Raw genomic sequence first — 15,085 nt, 5'->3', positions numbered from 1 at the left:
ACGAAATCGAAACCATGAGTGATGAATCAACACCAGCAGGGAACAACGATGAATCGTCTGGAGAGTTCAATCCGGAACGTCATACACAGGAAATCCGTCATTCCCAGGTGAGTGCCCGGGTCCCGGAAGGGGTTTCCCGAGGCGTCTTCAGTACGGGGGCTGTCGTTCTGCAGGGGGGACACGAATTTATTCTGGACTTCCTGTTGCGCATCTCAACTCCCCAGCAGGTCGTCGCCCGCGTCGTGCTGCCGATTGGAGTCGTACCTCAGATGATCCGGGCTCTGCGCGACAATCTTACGAACTACGAGAACCGGTTTGGATTCCCCACGATGCCGGCTCCACTGCCGCCGCAGGTTACCAGTTCCTCCGATGCCATTAACGTAGGAGCCGGTCTGGAATCTCCCGAGCCTGATGCACCGACACCCCCGGTTTCAGATGTTCCTTCAGGCACCTCTGCTGGTGGCTCAGGAGCTGTCGGCGAGACCGTTACACCGGATGCGAATCCACCACAGGCTGCACCGCAGCCACACGTATCCGATAAAACTACCGAAGCGGCACAGAAACCACCTTCCGCGGAAGAACTCTACGATGAATTGAAGCTGCCGGATGAAATGCTGAGCGGCGTCTATGCGAATGCGGTCCGGATCGGCCATTCTGCGACTGAGTTTTCATTTGATTTTATCACGACGTTCTTTCCCCGCTCCTGTGTTTCTGCACGCGTGCATCTGGCTGCTCCCAATATTCCCCGCCTGCTTGATTCCCTGACGCATTCGTTCGAGCAGTTTCAACGAAAAATGGCCCAACAGCAGAAACGGCAACCACCTGCGCCCGGCGATCAGCCCGGTGAACTTTAGGAGTGGTTTTCGACAGGCTCGTTGACGGGGGCTGAGCTCGTGGATTTCTGTTTTCCGAATACGAGTAGACGGCAGAGCAGAAAATTAAAGCCCATGCCCACCACGATTCCGATGAGAGCTGCCACCAGTGGTTGAGCAGCAAAGAAAGCAAACGTACCACACAGCACCATCGTGGTTAGCCAGTTGAAGAAGTTCCCCGTCAGGCAACTTCCACAGTAGGCCAGGTACTGTTTCAGCAGTGGGGCATGTCGCGCGTACGAAAATGTGATGTGTCGGTTCAGCAGAAAATTGCTGGTCATGGCAATCCAGATCGCAGTTGCCACTGCGAGGGGGCGAATCATCAGATCCAGCAGCAGCGAAAGCGCCAGCAGGTTCACGATGACTCCGGAAGAGCCGACGATCGCGAACTGCAGGAAGTAAGCGTAGTTCTTGAATTTGAACTCATACAGCGTTTTCAGCTGGGCACCCAGGCGAAACCATTCTCTCACAGTCGATGCTGGTTTGCGAGCAGAGGGATCGTCAAGCGGGACCGTGACGACCTCCTCGAATTCCCCTTTGACGAGTAATTCCAGGGCAGGGTGCGGACTTGAAGGGGTGAGGTGCTCCTCACATAGTTCAAGCTTGTCCCGGGAGAGGGCAAAACAGTCCGCCCATGGATCTTTTTCCTTCGTCAGTGGTCGAACCAGCCAGTTGGCGAGTGGCGAACCGGATTTATTCTCTGGGGACCCCATCACGAAGTCAGCCTGTTGCTCCAGTAGCGGAGTGCTCAGTGCCTGAATCAGTTCTCGGGAAAGACAGGTTTCGTCAGCGAGTACCAGCAGGAATTCGCCGGAAGCCGCCTGCAGGCCGTCCAGAATGGCGGTTGACTGTGATTGAGACTGTTCCGGGTAAATCAGCTGGGCGGACAGGCTCGGGTTCAGAGCGTCACATGCCTGCTTGAGCTCCCGGGAGGTATCGTCAGTCACCAGTATCAGCTCGGCAGACAGTCCGCTGTCTGCGATCTCATCTGCAAACCGGGACAGTTTGCTGACCAAATTGTCTGTCTCACCAAAAGTGGGGACGATCATCGATAGTTGCAGCAATGTTCTGGCTTTTTTGGAAAGTAACGGTTGCAGGCTCTGATTTTATCACAACTGTGATCGGCGGGCTGAATCACAGAGTAGGGGCGCATGATGATTTTTTGCCCGGAGGGTGCGTAAATGCCACCTTACTCTCCTGAAAAGAGGGGCAATTCGACAAAACAGAACTCGCCACGAATTGTGACTGGCTCAACTGTCACAATGGAACCGACCCGACACATCCCTGGAATCCCTTTAACCGTCAGAACCTGCCGCGGTTCTCTGATAGTGCAGCGCTGTTTTTTTGCATCATTTTATGCTTCTGGCGACATCTGCCTTTTTTATGAACTAGATTTTACTGGAAAAACCTCATGAGAATTCCCGCACGCAAATCGAGTTGCATGTCGGGACGTTCTGAGAGTCACATCTGGTTTTGAAATTAAAGACACAAATTGAAGGAGTTTTGAGCAAATGGCAGGTCATGGCCTTTCCCACGCTGATCCCAATATGGCATTTGATGATCTGAAGCGGTTGATCCACAGCAAACTGGTTGAAAAACTGGACTTGTCGCGCGTGGGAGATCTCGAAGGAGACTCTCTGCGACGGGAAATCCGTCTGGTGATCGAGCATCTCTGTGACACAGAAAACCCTTTGCTCAACCGTTCCGAACGCGAACGGCTGATTGAAGAAATCCTCGATGAAACATTTGGTTTCGGTCCCCTGGAACTGCTGCTGAAGGATCAGGATATTGCCGACATCATGATCAATGGTCCCAAACATGTGTTTGTGGAAAAGAAGGGGCGGATTGAACGCTCCAACGTCGTGTTCCGCGATAATCAGCACCTGTTACAGATTCTGGACCGAATCGTATCCAAGGTCGGTCGACGCGTCGATGAAACATCGCCGCTGGTTGACGCCCGCCTGCCCGATGGTTCACGTTTAAACGCGGTAATTCCACCGCTGGCTCTGGATGGACCTTCACTCACGATTCGTAAATTCGGTTCGAATCCGCTGGGGTTGGAAGACCTGTTGCGCTTCGGTGCCTTCACACCTGAAATTGCGATGTTGCTCGAAGGATCGATCAAGGCCCGCATCAACACGATCATCAGTGGTGGTACCGGTTCCGGTAAAACAACCTTGTTGAATACACTTTCCAGCTTCATTCAGAGCGATCACCGTGTGATTACGATTGAGGACGCTGCGGAACTTCAGTTGCAGCAGGAACACGTGCTGCGTCTGGAAACCCGTCCGCCGAACATTGAAGGTCGTGGTGCGATTTCAGCGACCGATCTCGTAAAGAACGCCCTGCGTATGCGTCCCGACCGAATCATCATCGGGGAATGTCGTGGCGGCGAATCACTGGACATGCTCCAGGCGATGAATACCGGTCACGAAGGTTCGTTGACCACGATTCACGCTAACACCCCGCGTGACGCGGTTTCCCGTCTGGAAACGATGATCACAATGGGGGGCGTGGAACTGCCACTGAAAGCACTCCGGCAGCAGTTTGCTGCAGCCGTCAACCTGATTATCCAGGTGAACCGCTTGCAGGGGGGGCCACGAAAAGTGACTCATGTGACCGAGGTGCTTAACCTCGAACAGGATACCGTGATCATGCAGGATATTTTCCTGTTTGTTCAGGATGGGATTGATGCGGACGGCCGCGCTTATGGCCACTTTGAAGCGACTGGTGTTCGTCCCGCATTTATGGATCAACTGGAAGCCGCTGGTGTGCGTCTGCCTTCGAATCTGTTTGCCAATCGCGTCCTGCAGTAAATAACAGTAGATAATCAGATCTCGAGCGATCGAGATGAAAAATGGTAAAGGTAAAGCGAGATGGATCAGACACTCATCATCTCTATTGCTGCTTTTCTGGGAATGGTGGCGTTTGTCGGGGCGATCATGTTCGTCTTCAAGGATTTTTCGTCCAGTAAGGCGGAAGATCGACTGGCCGTAATCACCGGACAGAAAAGACACACCGAGGAAACAGCTTCCTTACTCAAAGACGAAATGGTGAAAGGCGGGATGACCAGCCTTTCGGACCGTATCTCGGAATGGTTCGAAAAGTTCGGAAATCTCAAGCTGCTTATCGAACAGGCCGAAGCTCCGTTCAAAGCAGATACATTTCTGCTGATGACCGCGGTAGCTGCCTCGCTGGGTTTTGCAGCCGCCTGGTTCACGAACGCACCGGTCCCGCTCTGCCCGGTTGCGGGGTTGGCGGCAGGAGCCATGCCTTTCATGTGGCTGTTGTTTCGACGGAACCGCCGCTTCAAGAAATTCGCACAACAACTGCCCGATGCACTGGAACTGGTGGGACGTGCTTTGCGTTCCGGGCACAGTCTCGCATCAGGACTGAGCGTCGTGGTTCAGGAAATGCCAGCCCCGATTGCCACCGAATTCGCAATGGCCTACGAGGAACAGAACCTCGGTGTGCCGATCGATGTTGCCCTGAAAAGCATGTTGAAACGGATGCCGAACCTGGACTTGAAGTTCTTCGTAACAGCGGTGGTCATTCAAAGACAGGCCGGGGGTGACCTGGCAGAGATCCTCGACAAAATTGGTTACATCATTCGTCAGCGTTTTAAGATCATGGGACAGGTTCAGGCATTGACCGGGGAAGGCCGCATCAGCGGTGTCGTGCTGATGGCATTGCCGATCGCATTGTTCTTTGCAGTCTACTATCTCAATCCGGACTATGTGATGCTGCTGTTTACCGATGAACTCGGACGCAAAATGATTGCGGGGGGCATCGTGCTGCAGGTCCTGGGAGCGGTCTGGATCAAGAAGATTATTAACATCAAGATCTGAATGAACAGCCTGCCGGAGGTATCTCGGGCAGGAACGAATCAGACAGCAGAATACATTTCCAGAATACGGTTGAGTTTGGGGAAGAAATTATGGATTTTGTTCAATTGTTACCATGGGCTATCTTCGGGATGGTGATCGTGGGCGTGATCGCCGTGGTCAATAAGCTGAGTTCCGATAAATCGCGGGCCAATGAACGACTGGATGAATTACGCAATCCTCATCTGCGCAATGGCGGAGATGAGGGTGCCTCGGCCAGCTCGCTGTTGGAGAAAGCAGCCCCGACCCTGTCGAAAGCACTGACTCCCAAGTCTGAACTGGAAGAGAATCAGCTCAAGGTACGGCTGGCGAACGCCGGGTATAACTCCGAGAACGCACCGTCCATCTTTCTCTCACTCAAAGTTGCCCTTGGATTATTCGGGGTCCTGATTGGATCTGGCTACGGTTTTTATAATTTCGGTCTGACTCAAAACGGCTGGACTTCGCTGGTGATTGCCGGGGGGATTGGATTCTATCTACCTGAAATCGTACTGCGTTTCATGTGTAAGGCGCGGATCGAACGCATCTTTCTCTCTCTGCCTGATGCGCTGGACCTGCTTGTTGTCTGCGTAGAAGCGGGCCTTGGTCTCGATGCTGCGATGCGACGTGTCTCCGAAGAGCTCGAGGAAACAGCCCCCGATGTCTGTAACGAGTTTGCTTTGTGTAACTTGCAGTTACAGATGGGACGTCCTCGGCGTGAAGTATTACACGACCTGGGAATTCGCAGTGGCGTCGATGATATGCGGGCGCTCTCGGCAATTCTGATTCAGGCTGACAAGTTCGGGTCTTCAATCGCCCAGGCATTACGCGTCCAGTCCGACAGTATGCGTGTCAAACGCAGTCAGCTGGCGGAAGAACAGGCGGCGATGACGGCTGTGAAAATGATCTTCCCGCTGGTGCTGTTCATTTTTCCCGGGATTTTCGTGGTGCTGGTCGGGCCGGCGGCTATCATGATGATTAACGGGCTACTCTCGAGCTGATTCGCACAGACGCAGCTCTCATTTTATTTACCAAATGTAAACACCTTTGAACAGTTTGTTAATCAAAGGTGTTTATCTTTGTTGACACATCTCTCGATCGTTCCCGTTTCGACTCCGGCCTGTGATCAGATTATCTCACATTCACAATGGATTGCCTATACAGGCAAAGTATTGCATGCAGGCGTTTAACTGGATTCGGGTTGCCAGAGATCGGCAAAATTTGATCTAACAGACGTTTGGCATTTCTTTTGCGGGTTCGTGCGACTGGAAAAGATGATCCAGGGATCATTGAACAGCTTCAGGATCCCTGCTGGTTTCGGATAATTATGCCGGAATCGCTGTCTTGCAAAACTGTTCTTCGGGCCACATGAACTGGTTGCCTGGTGCAAGGCACAACTATCTGAAGCAGTCAGCAGAATGGCACACCGTGAAAAAGCATGGCTTTCGCAGTGTGTTAAGGTGATTCGTTTGTTGAACTGATGCACTGCGAGGAAGTCGTTACAAGTTGAAATAAGTACCGGTTCAAAACTTAATTAGATTGAAATCATTTGATGCCTGCCCCTCCCGACTGGCTGAAAACGATGGCTGATCAGGTTGCCTCATTGATGTATGACGTCGATGTGCTGGCACCCATTGGTTGCCATTTCTTTCACCACCACAGCCGTGATGAATGGGAAGTCACACTCTTTGCTTCCAATACAGAAATTGTTGGCGGAGAGTGGGATGGCATGCTTGCGCCTTCCAAGTTTTGCCTGGATATTCTCAAGCTACATGAAATATTCAACGAGATCACTGCGCTCTACTGGCAGGCACTCCCCGTCAGTTATGACGATCAACTGGGAGCCCACGTCTCCGTTGAGGGAGTCTACGAAGGGCATCAGGTCTGGGTGCGCGTCCTCTCTGAATCCCCCGAAGAATTCGAACCAGGTCGACGGATTGAAGCTTACGAATTCGATCTCAAGGAAATCTGGTAACCTCCCCCCCCCTGAAACTCTTTCCCCAGCACTGAAACTCCATCTGATCTCTCCCACACGAAGATTGATTCACTCCTCCTGACCAGAGATTCTGCCCGCTGTTGTAGACCGGCTGGAACGACTCGTTTATGATTGACGAGTCGGTTCTGTTTCGTGCCGTAGTATCAACGGAAGTGCGAGTTGAGAAGGAGATCAGAGAGATGCAACTGGGGTTTGTGACTGCGATTCTGCCGGATTACGATTTGAAGCAGGTCTTTCAGGCCGCGTCTGAGATTGGCTATGACTGTGTGGAAGTCATGTGCTGGCCAGAGGGGAAAGATGCACGGCGTTATGCCGGTATCACGCATATCTCTGCCGAAGCGTTTACCGAATCAGATGTGACTGCTGTCAGTCAACTCGCTGATGAATATGGTATCTCGATCAGTGCTTTGGGTTACTATCCCAATCCTCTCACTCCGGACCCGGAAGAGGCCGGTAAGTATACAGAGCACATTCAGAAAGTGATCTCCGCTTCCCGCATGCTGGGAATCAACCGCATGAATACTTTCATCGGAAGGGACTGGACAAAGTCGGTTGACGATAACTGGCCCCGCTTTCTGGAAACCTGGCCCGACATCATTCAATTTGCCGAACAGCAGCAGGTGCGGGTGGGAATCGAAAACTGTCCGATGTCGTTTACCAAAGACGAATGGCCCGGCGGTAAGAACCTGGCCTGCACACCGGCGATCTGGAAGCGGATGTATGCAGATATTCCCAGTGAATACTTTGGGTTAAATTACGATCCCTCACATCTGGTCTGGATGCACATGGATTATCTCGCACCCATTCGAGATTTCGCCGATCGTATCTTTCATGTGCATGCCAAAGATGTGCGCGTGGAACAGCACCGTCTGGACCAGGTGGGGATTCTGGCACACCCTCTGGAATATCATACACCCAAATTGCCGGGGCTGGGACAGGTCGAGTGGGGCAGCTTCTTTTCCCAGCTCAATGAGATCGGTTACCAGGGGCCGGTGTGTGTGGAAGTCGAAGATCGAGCCTATGAGGACTCAACCGCGTCCTGTCTGGCTGCTTTGCGTCAGTGCCATACCTATTTGCGAAACTTCATTCCCGTTGGAAGGTGATTCTCATGGACGAACAGTACCAGAAGATTGCCAAAATGATCGACCACTCACTGTTGAGTCCGATTCTAACCATTCCCGAGCTGGAGGCCGGTTGTCAACTGGCACTGGCCTATGATGTCGCCAGCGTATGTATCATGCCCTGTTATCTCAAACGCTGTGCTGAAATTCTGGAGCATTCGGCTGTAGAACCAAGTACGACGGTTGGATTTCCACATGGATGTCATACGATGCTGGTCAAGCTGCGTGAAGCAGAACAGGCTTTGGAAGACGGATGCACTGAGCTGGACGTGGTTGTGAATTTGTCGCGTGTGCTTAGCGAAGACTGGAAGTATGTGGAGACGGAGATCGCTCTGTTGACTCGCACCGCGCACCAGTCAGGTCAGAAAATCAAAGTGATCTTTGAAAACTGCTACCTTGCGGACAAACACAAAATCGAACTGTGCCGAATCTGCAGCGCTGCCAATGTGGACTGGGTCAAGACTTCAACCGGATATGGTACCGGCGGCGCGACGATAGAAGATTTAAAACTGATGCGGGAGCATACGCCGCGTCAGGTCCAAGTGAAGGCCGCCGGCGGAATCCGCACGCTGGATAAACTGCTCGAAGTTCGCGACCTGGGAGTCAGTCGCGTCGGAGCCAGCGCCACCCGCGACATTCTGGATACCTGCCGCGAGCGGTTGAAACTCCCTGCGATCACGTTTTGAAGAAACTGAATCGAGATCGTTTGGAAAGCGACTCTAATTTTGTTTGAGTTTGCGCATGTCTTCAGCTTCCTGTTCCGGATCAATCTGATCGTCAACTTCTTCTTCCTGATGTAATGGTTCTTCTTCTCCCCCACAGCCAACCTGGAAGGGAGCCAGACAAAGCAGCAACAGGAATGATAATAAAAATCGGTGCATGGAACGCTTCTTTTCTTCTACTGAGAGGTAAGTTATCAATGTTTCAGGTCCGTGTAGACTTGCATACGAATCGACAGACACGGAACAGACAGCCGGAAAAACTCTCGCCACTGATGGAAAGTGACGAGAGTTGTGAGGCTCAACTAACAGAATGGCTTACCATTCTCCGAGTACGTTACTGTCCTGCGGATGACCGAGGAATCTCCACGTCTGGTTGTCGATGTTGTCTGAGGCAAATCTGACTGCCCCATCAGCAAGTAGAACATGCACACCACCTGTGTGCTTACTTCGTGCGGCCAGCAGAGCTGCGGTTGTGCTGGAGCCACCACCGCAGTCAGGCATGTTCTTGTTATTGGGGTTGTAGACAGTCCCGTAGTAATGGGACTCATAATGAGTACCGTAGAACCAGGAGTATCCCTGCTGATTTCCACCTGTGTACTCCGACCCGGTCTGGCAACTGGCAGGACAGGTTCCCACACGCCAGCCATTGACCGTCGAATTGGAAGGTTGATCGCTACAAAACGGTGCATTCGCAAAGGTTTCCGAGACCATCATCGTATTCGAAGTCCCATCATCGACGTCGCGAATTCTCATGCGGCTGTTGAGGCTGAACATGGAGTCGAAACGATCGTTTCCTGCACCGCCTTCTGTACCACGGCAGGCCAGATAGTTAGTTGGCGCGTAGCCACTGTTGGGTTGCCGGGACGAATCACTGGGGCAACGAACTGCTGGCAGTTTCGTTCTGCGGAGAGGAGCATTGGTTCCGCCATTACCTGGTGCTCGCTCAAAGTTGATCTGGTTGTAAAGCGGTGCCTGGTCGAGGAAAGGCAGAATACGACCGATCCAGGTGATCTGGCTGGTCTGCCAGGAGTTGAGACCACTGTAGGTATCACGGATCGCCCCTGGAGGAAACATCTTGAAGTTATCGTGGTAATTGTGCAGAGCCAGGCCAATCTGTTTCAGATTGTTTTTGCACGTGGAACGACGGGCAGCTTCGCGTGCCTGTTGGACCGCTGGTAACAGTAGAGCAATCAGGATCGCGATAATGGCGATCACAACCAGCAGTTCGATGAGGGTGAAACCTCGTTTCTTGTTGAGCAACATTTTTTTCATGACTTGAATCTCCTGAAAACGAAATGAATGATGATTATGACATCGGCGTACTTCCTGCAACATGAGGATGTGAAAGAACACAGCAATCCGCGAAGCGCTCTGCTGTGAGGTTCTTGAGTTATCTGAAAAATGGTCAATGAAACGCTTCAACTTTAAGTGAAGCGACGCTGCTTGTGAATACAGTAAAAGATGGGGAAGACCGCAGGATTTTTTCTTAGAGAGTCCAATGAAATCCTATAAGCCCATTTATCCACTATAACGGATCAGTTCACTATTACCAGACAGTTTTTTTAAAAAATGAAAAGTGAAGATGCCAGTTACTAAATTTAAGATAACCCTGAGCAGGGGAATCACTCAATCCGCATCACAGGTTCGAGGACTCTTATGAAAAGCTGATTTGAAGCTGTGGGTTTCTGGTTGCTGGCTGCTGCTCGAATTCGTAGTGGAATCAGTAGCTAAAGTCCGCACTGGTCAGGGGTTGGCATTACTCAATGCTTGAGATTGCATAGCGCACAAAAAACTGCGCTACACAGAAACTCTATGGAACGCAGATCTTCGTATAGACCGGTCGCAGAATTCGATGGGCGTGTTTTAGGTATCCTTGCGAGCTTCATTAACGGCTTCTGCTTCGGAAGCAGGGTCCAGTTCTTCCACCGGATCTGCATCAGTTGCTGGAGTCATCGGTTCATCGCTGCCACAACCAAAGTGGAACGGAGTGAAACTGAGCATGAATAACAGGGCATAGAGCGCGCGTGTCATGGTATCAATTCTTCCTTTCAAAATTAACTTTCAATAAGGGGCCATGTTGAATGGAGGAGGCACGGAACCAGTCCCGTTGAGCCGGTTGATTCAATAAAACCTCGTCACCTGACTCAGGTGACGAGGTTGTTGTGAACTGAATCAACACAGAGAGTCTTACCATTCACCGATGACATTACCGTCCTGGTGGTTACCGATTTGGCGCCAGGTATCCAGGTCGATATTGGAAGAGGCGAAGCGAACCGAGCCATCAGCGAGCAACACATGCACGCCGCCGGTGTGCTTACTTCGTGCCGAGACCGTCGCGGTTGTCGAACCGCTGCCCGCACCACAGTCGGGTGTTTTGGGGTTCGGCGTATAAGTCGTACTATAGTAGTGCGAGTGATACTGCTGAGCCCACATCCACGAGTAACCCTGTTGAGCACCTGTGGTGTTATTGTTATAGACAGTGCTGCAGACGGCATTACAGGTACCATTGCTGGCAGGTAATTCACTACACATCGGGGCGCTGGCAAACGTTTCCGAGACCATCATGGTGTTAGAGGTTCCATCTTCGATGTCACGAATTCTTACCAGGCTGTTCATACTGAAAATGGAATTGGAAGAGTTATTCCCAGCAGTCCGGGATTGTCCACGACAAGCCATGTAGTTAGTGGGGCCATAACTGCCCGACGGCTGACGGGAAGAATCGCTGGGACAGCGGACAACTGTCAGTTTTTCCCGGCGGAGGCTGTTGTTAGGAGCTGCACTCACTCCGTGTTCCATTTCAAAGTTGATCTGGTTGTAGAGTGGGGCCTGGTCCAGGAAGGGCAGGATGCGGGGAATCCAGCCCAGACAACTGGTGGTCCAGGAGCTGGCGCCTCCGTAAGTTCGGCGGACATCACCCGGCGGGAACGTCCGGAAGTTGTCGTGATAATTGTGCAGCGCCAGGCCAATCTGTTTCAGATTGTTTTTGCACTGCGAGCGACGGGCGGCTTCACGGGCCTGTTGAACTGCCGGTAACAATAAAGCAATTAAGATGGCAATGATAGCAATCACAACCAGCAGTTCGATGAGAGTGAAACCTCGTTTTCTTTTGAGCAACACACTTTTCATTACTTGAACTCCTACTCCTGAAAAAAAGAAATGATTAGGACATCTACGATTCCTTAGACAAAGAATTTGTAAAGAAGCAAGACAAAGAGCGGAAAACCCATTGTCGTCTTTGATTAAAATGTCTGGAGCTTGGATGAAATCAGGCTTTGAAGGTGAATAGTAAGCCTGAAGTTCGTGATTACTGATTGAGAAGTGCGGGGATGAACCCCTGAATATCTTCGAAAATTCACGAGATATTCTTAAATGAATCGACGCTTCACTATAACCAATCGGACTGGAAAATCCAAAAAGTTTTCTGGAAAAAATGCAGAAAATGAAAATCTCAAACTCTTCCAGAGCAAGCGTTTAGGTGTACGATGTGCTGCCTGGTCCGCAGAGCCCTTGGGAAACGGGCTTGAAGTGGCAATGGGGTGTTCAGGCGAGATGTGGGAAAGACGAATCAGATAGTAAAATGAAAATATCTGATTCGTCTGAAAGTGAAATCAGCGATTCTCTCTGGCCGCTTTCTGTTGTGCAGCAGCTTCTTCAGCCGGATCCAGTTCTTCTACAATATTGTGCTCCCCTTCCTGAACGATGGGTTCTTCTTCTCCGCAACCTGCGATGAGTGGTGTGAAGCAGAGAGTCGTCAGAAGCAGAAACAAAAATCGAGTCATTGCTATATTCTCCCGTTGTTTGTTAGATATCTTGAGTGAAAAGAATCGCCACCTGATCTACAGACCAGATGGCGATTTTGAATTATCGATCATACCTTTTCAGGTCTGATTACCATTCACCGATCACGTTACCATCCTGGGGGTCGCCCAGGTTGATCCAAGTCTGACCGTCAATATTGCTTGAAGCAAACCGGACCGCGCCATCACCCATCAGAACATGCACACCGCCAGTATGTTTACTGCGGGCTGCCAGGTGGGCTGCCTGTGAACTGGAACCGCCACCACAGTCGGGCTGGGGGTGGTTCGGCGTATAACGGGTTCCGAAGTAGGTGCCTTCATAGTTCACACCATAAAACCAGGAGAAGCCCTGCTGTGTGCCTCCCGTGTATTCGGTGCAGGTAGCCGGGCAATCACCATTGGTGCCGGTCGGCTGTTCCGAGCAGAGTTTGGCGCTGGCAAATGTTTCCGAGACCATCATGGTGTTTGAGGTTCCATCTTCGATGTCACGAATTCTGGTGTTACTGTTGTTCCAGAACATCGAAGTCCCCTTGTTGCTGGTCGTGTTCATGGTTCTGCCGCGACAGGCCATGTAGTTGGTGGGACCGTAGCTGCCTGAGGGTTGCCGTGAGGAGTCACTGGGACACCGAACCACAGTCAGTTTTTCTTTGCGCAGCTCACTGTTGGGAGTCGCGCTGACACCAGTTTCCATTTCCCAGTTGATCTGGTTGTAGAGTGGAGCCTGGTCCAGGAAGGGCAGAATGCGGGGAATCCAGCCAATCATGCTGGTCGTCCAGGAACTGACACCTCCATAGGTTCGCCGAACGTCACCCGGGGGAAACATGCGGAAATTGTCATGGTAGTTATGGAGTGCCAGCCCAATCTGTTTGAGATTGTTCTTACACTGCGAGCGACGGGCGGCTTCACGAGCCTGTTGAACTGCCGGCAAAAGTAGCGCGATTAAGATAGCGATGATAGCAATCACCACCAGCAGTTCGATCAGCGTGAAACCACGCTTCTTGTTGAGCAACGTTCTTTTCATTCATTGAACTCCTGAAATTATGAATTGAGACGTACAGATTACATTTCAAATAAGAACGCACTGGTACCTGCGGTTAGAAACCGGAGCAACAGGCCTGGTGCGATATTCGTATTTTCAGAGTAGTGTTTATTCGAGTGAATGTTGGCAGGCGATATAGGGCCAACTCAAGAATAAGAGAACCGCAGCTTCATGTGCTGCGATGCGACATGCAAATGTGCACAAGGTGCTACATGCTCAGATGCAGTAATAATAGGGGGATGTAGCCGAGAAGTCCAGTATACACATCGGCTTTCCTGCAATTAAATGATCACTATTCCAGGTGTCTGCAGGCAGGGGATAAATAAATCAAGCCAGAGTCAACTGATGTTTCAGCGCTGACTCTGGCTTGATTTTGCAGAAAACAATCGATCAGACCGTCTGGACTGCCTACTTGTTTTTCATCGCATTCTTCTGTGCTTCTGCTTCGACTGACGGATCCAGTTCTTCAACGGGGTCGGCTTCGGATTCTGGTGTCATGGGAGCACCGCCACCACAGCCAAACTGGAATGGTGTCAGACAGATTACGAATAAGAGCGAGCGTAGAATTCTGGTCATCGGTTTTCTTTTTCCAATAAGAACATGAATTGAGTGAGTCAATATCGTCAGAGTAAAAAGACCTCGCCACTTTTGACAAGTGGCGAGGTATCGATCACAGTTAAGAACAAAAGTTAAGCTTACCATTCACCCAGGACATTACCATCATTGTAATTCCCCAGGTTACGCCAGATGTTGATATCGACGTTGTCTGAAGCGAAGCGGATTGATCCGTCAGCCAGCAGCACGTGCACACCACCAACATGTTTACTGCGAGCAGAGAGGAGCGCGTTGGTAGAGCTCGAACCGGCACCACAGTCAGGAATCTTGGAGTTCGGTGTATACACCGTACAATAATAGTGCGACTGATACAGCGAGGCGTAGAACCAGGAGTAGCCCTGCTGAGCGCCGGTGGTATTACTGCCATAAACGGTGGCACAGGTCGCAGCACAACTGTTGTTGGTCGGCAACTCGCTGCACATCGGAGCGCTGGCGAAGGTTTCGGAGACCATCATGGTGTTGGTGGTTCCGTCTTCAACGTCGCGGATGCGGACACTGTTATTCATGCGGAACATCGAATTGACGTCCCGGTTGGTTCCCGTGATGTTACTCACGGCAGTGTCAGAAGTCAGAGCCAGGCTGCGACAGGCCATGTAGTTTGTCGGGCCATAGTTTCCGTCCGGTTGACGTGATGAGTCACTGGGGCAGCGGAGGACCGGCAGCTTCTCTCTACGGATATTGCTGTTCGGGGCCGCGCTGACACCATGTTCCATTTCCCAGTTGATCTGGTTATAGAGCGGGGCCTGATCCAGGAACGGCAGGATGCGGGGAATCCAACCCAGCTGACTGGTCGTCCAGGATGTGACGCCGGCTCCATAGGTTCTACGGATATCACCAGGGGGAAAACACTGGAAGTTATCGTGATAGTTGTGCAGTGCCAGGCCAATCTGTTTCAGATTGTTTTTACACTGCGAGCGACGCGCTGCTTCGCGTGCCTGCTGAACGGCCGGCAACAGAAGTGCAATCAGAATCGCGATGATTGCAATGACCACCAGCAGTTCGATCAGCGTGAATCCACGCTTCTTTGTGAGCAACACTTTTTCCATGAACTGGAACTCCC

16 protein-coding genes are annotated in these 15,085 nt (G+C 51.4%); 7 read left to right on the top strand and 9 right to left on the bottom strand.

Going from position 1 to position 15,085, the window contains the following annotated elements; translation table 11 throughout:
• The first annotated feature begins 14 nt into the window (after positions 1–14).
• Complete coding sequence (locus tag FYZ48_RS08780; RefSeq protein ID WP_198422196.1) at positions 15–854, top strand: DUF3467 domain-containing protein; 840 nt, start codon at positions 15–17, stop codon at positions 852–854.
• On the opposite strand, the gene FYZ48_RS08775 is transcribed toward FYZ48_RS08780, so the two are convergent.
• Positions 851–1,921: a GtrA family protein gene (locus FYZ48_RS08775; RefSeq protein WP_149339445.1), complete on the bottom strand. Its 1,071-nt coding sequence runs from the start codon at positions 1,919–1,921 to the stop codon at positions 851–853. The two genes, FYZ48_RS08780 and FYZ48_RS08775, sit on opposite strands and share 4 nt — an antisense overlap.
• A 462-nt stretch (positions 1,922–2,383) precedes the next feature.
• Here FYZ48_RS08775 and FYZ48_RS08770 point away from each other — a divergent pair, with 462 nt between their 5' ends.
• The 6 genes from FYZ48_RS08770 (at position 2,384) to deoC (ending at position 8,538) form a co-directional block, all read left to right on the top strand.
• A complete protein-coding gene (locus FYZ48_RS08770; RefSeq protein WP_145042681.1) occupies positions 2,384–3,688 on the top strand; it encodes a CpaF family protein in 1,305 nt (434 codons plus the stop codon).
• 60 nt (positions 3,689–3,748) lie between these two features.
• A complete protein-coding gene (locus tag FYZ48_RS08765; RefSeq protein WP_149339443.1) occupies positions 3,749–4,720 on the top strand; it encodes a type II secretion system F family protein in 972 nt (323 codons plus the stop codon).
• Positions 4,721–4,809: 89 nt separating this feature from the next.
• The gene (locus FYZ48_RS08760) at positions 4,810–5,736 is read left to right on the top strand and encodes a type II secretion system F family protein (protein WP_149339441.1); all 927 of its coding nucleotides are present in this window, start codon (positions 4,810–4,812) and stop codon (positions 5,734–5,736) included.
• Positions 5,737–6,287: 551 nt separating this feature from the next.
• On the top strand, positions 6,288–6,710 hold the full coding sequence (locus FYZ48_RS08755; protein WP_149339438.1) for a hypothetical protein: 423 nt from the start codon (positions 6,288–6,290) through the stop codon (positions 6,708–6,710).
• 200 nt (positions 6,711–6,910) lie between these two features.
• Positions 6,911–7,834, top strand: coding sequence for a sugar phosphate isomerase/epimerase family protein (locus tag FYZ48_RS08750; protein WP_149339769.1), 924 nt, complete (start codon positions 6,911–6,913; stop codon positions 7,832–7,834).
• A 5-nt stretch (positions 7,835–7,839) separates the two neighbouring features.
• Positions 7,840–8,538, top strand: a complete 699-nt coding sequence (gene deoC, locus FYZ48_RS08745; protein ID WP_149339436.1) for a deoxyribose-phosphate aldolase — start codon at positions 7,840–7,842, stop codon at positions 8,536–8,538.
• A 33-nt stretch (positions 8,539–8,571) separates the two neighbouring features.
• Here deoC and FYZ48_RS29235 read toward each other — a convergent pair whose 3' ends face one another.
• From FYZ48_RS29235 to FYZ48_RS08725, 8 genes are all read right to left on the bottom strand, one after another.
• A complete protein-coding gene (locus FYZ48_RS29235; protein ID WP_187781938.1) occupies positions 8,572–8,733 on the bottom strand; it encodes a hypothetical protein in 162 nt (53 codons plus the stop codon).
• Positions 8,734–8,889: 156 nt separating this feature from the next.
• Complete coding sequence (locus tag FYZ48_RS08740) at positions 8,890–9,846, bottom strand: DUF1559 family PulG-like putative transporter (RefSeq protein ID WP_149339434.1); 957 nt, start codon at positions 9,844–9,846, stop codon at positions 8,890–8,892.
• 591 nt (positions 9,847–10,437) lie between these two features.
• The gene (locus FYZ48_RS29230; protein WP_187781937.1) at positions 10,438–10,605 is read right to left on the bottom strand and encodes a hypothetical protein; all 168 of its coding nucleotides are present in this window, start codon (positions 10,603–10,605) and stop codon (positions 10,438–10,440) included.
• Between the two features lie 156 nt (positions 10,606–10,761).
• On the bottom strand, positions 10,762–11,700 hold the full coding sequence (locus FYZ48_RS08735; RefSeq protein ID WP_149339432.1) for a DUF1559 family PulG-like putative transporter: 939 nt from the start codon (positions 11,698–11,700) through the stop codon (positions 10,762–10,764).
• A gap of 482 nt (positions 11,701–12,182) precedes the next feature.
• The gene (locus FYZ48_RS29225) at positions 12,183–12,353 is read right to left on the bottom strand and encodes a hypothetical protein (RefSeq protein ID WP_187781936.1); all 171 of its coding nucleotides are present in this window, start codon (positions 12,351–12,353) and stop codon (positions 12,183–12,185) included.
• Positions 12,354–12,462: 109 nt separating this feature from the next.
• The gene (locus tag FYZ48_RS08730) at positions 12,463–13,392 is read right to left on the bottom strand and encodes a DUF1559 family PulG-like putative transporter (protein ID WP_149339430.1); all 930 of its coding nucleotides are present in this window, start codon (positions 13,390–13,392) and stop codon (positions 12,463–12,465) included.
• Between the two features lie 426 nt (positions 13,393–13,818).
• The gene (locus FYZ48_RS29220; RefSeq protein WP_187781935.1) at positions 13,819–13,986 is read right to left on the bottom strand and encodes a hypothetical protein; all 168 of its coding nucleotides are present in this window, start codon (positions 13,984–13,986) and stop codon (positions 13,819–13,821) included.
• 119 nt (positions 13,987–14,105) lie between these two features.
• Entirely contained in the window at positions 14,106–15,071 is a 966-nt protein-coding gene (locus tag FYZ48_RS08725; RefSeq protein ID WP_149339427.1) for a DUF1559 domain-containing protein, read from the bottom strand.
• Positions 15,072–15,085: the final 14 nt, after the last annotated feature.

This window comes from Gimesia chilikensis (genome assembly GCF_008329715.1).
GTDB lineage: Bacteria > Planctomycetota > Planctomycetia > Planctomycetales > Planctomycetaceae > Gimesia > Gimesia chilikensis.
This window is presented reverse-complemented; position numbering and strand designations above follow the sequence as displayed.

Bases quoted from the DNA above. Each gene is read 5' to 3' on its own strand.
- FYZ48_RS08780 (WP_198422196.1), top strand. From the start codon at position 15: ATGAGTGATGAATCAACACCAGCAGGGAACAACGATGAATCGTCTGGA.
- FYZ48_RS08775 (WP_149339445.1), bottom strand. From the start codon at position 1,921: ATGATCGTCCCCACTTTTGGTGAGACAGACAATTTGGTCAGCAAACTG.
- FYZ48_RS08770 (WP_145042681.1), top strand. From the start codon at position 2,384: ATGGCAGGTCATGGCCTTTCCCACGCTGATCCCAATATGGCATTTGAT.
- FYZ48_RS08765 (WP_149339443.1), top strand. From the start codon at position 3,749: ATGGATCAGACACTCATCATCTCTATTGCTGCTTTTCTGGGAATGGTG.
- FYZ48_RS08760 (WP_149339441.1), top strand. From the start codon at position 4,810: ATGGATTTTGTTCAATTGTTACCATGGGCTATCTTCGGGATGGTGATC.
- FYZ48_RS08755 (WP_149339438.1), top strand. From the start codon at position 6,288: ATGCCTGCCCCTCCCGACTGGCTGAAAACGATGGCTGATCAGGTTGCC.
- FYZ48_RS08750 (WP_149339769.1), top strand. From the start codon at position 6,911: ATGCAACTGGGGTTTGTGACTGCGATTCTGCCGGATTACGATTTGAAG.
- deoC (WP_149339436.1), top strand. From the start codon at position 7,840: ATGGACGAACAGTACCAGAAGATTGCCAAAATGATCGACCACTCACTG.
- FYZ48_RS29235 (WP_187781938.1), bottom strand. From the start codon at position 8,733: ATGCACCGATTTTTATTATCATTCCTGTTGCTGCTTTGTCTGGCTCCC.
- FYZ48_RS08740 (WP_149339434.1), bottom strand. From the start codon at position 9,846: ATGAAAAAAATGTTGCTCAACAAGAAACGAGGTTTCACCCTCATCGAA.
- FYZ48_RS29230 (WP_187781937.1), bottom strand. From the start codon at position 10,605: ATGACACGCGCGCTCTATGCCCTGTTATTCATGCTCAGTTTCACTCCG.
- FYZ48_RS08735 (WP_149339432.1), bottom strand. From the start codon at position 11,700: ATGAAAAGTGTGTTGCTCAAAAGAAAACGAGGTTTCACTCTCATCGAA.
- FYZ48_RS29225 (WP_187781936.1), bottom strand. From the start codon at position 12,353: ATGACTCGATTTTTGTTTCTGCTTCTGACGACTCTCTGCTTCACACCA.
- FYZ48_RS08730 (WP_149339430.1), bottom strand. From the start codon at position 13,392: ATGAAAAGAACGTTGCTCAACAAGAAGCGTGGTTTCACGCTGATCGAA.
- FYZ48_RS29220 (WP_187781935.1), bottom strand. From the start codon at position 13,986: ATGACCAGAATTCTACGCTCGCTCTTATTCGTAATCTGTCTGACACCA.
- FYZ48_RS08725 (WP_149339427.1), bottom strand. From the start codon at position 15,071: ATGGAAAAAGTGTTGCTCACAAAGAAGCGTGGATTCACGCTGATCGAA.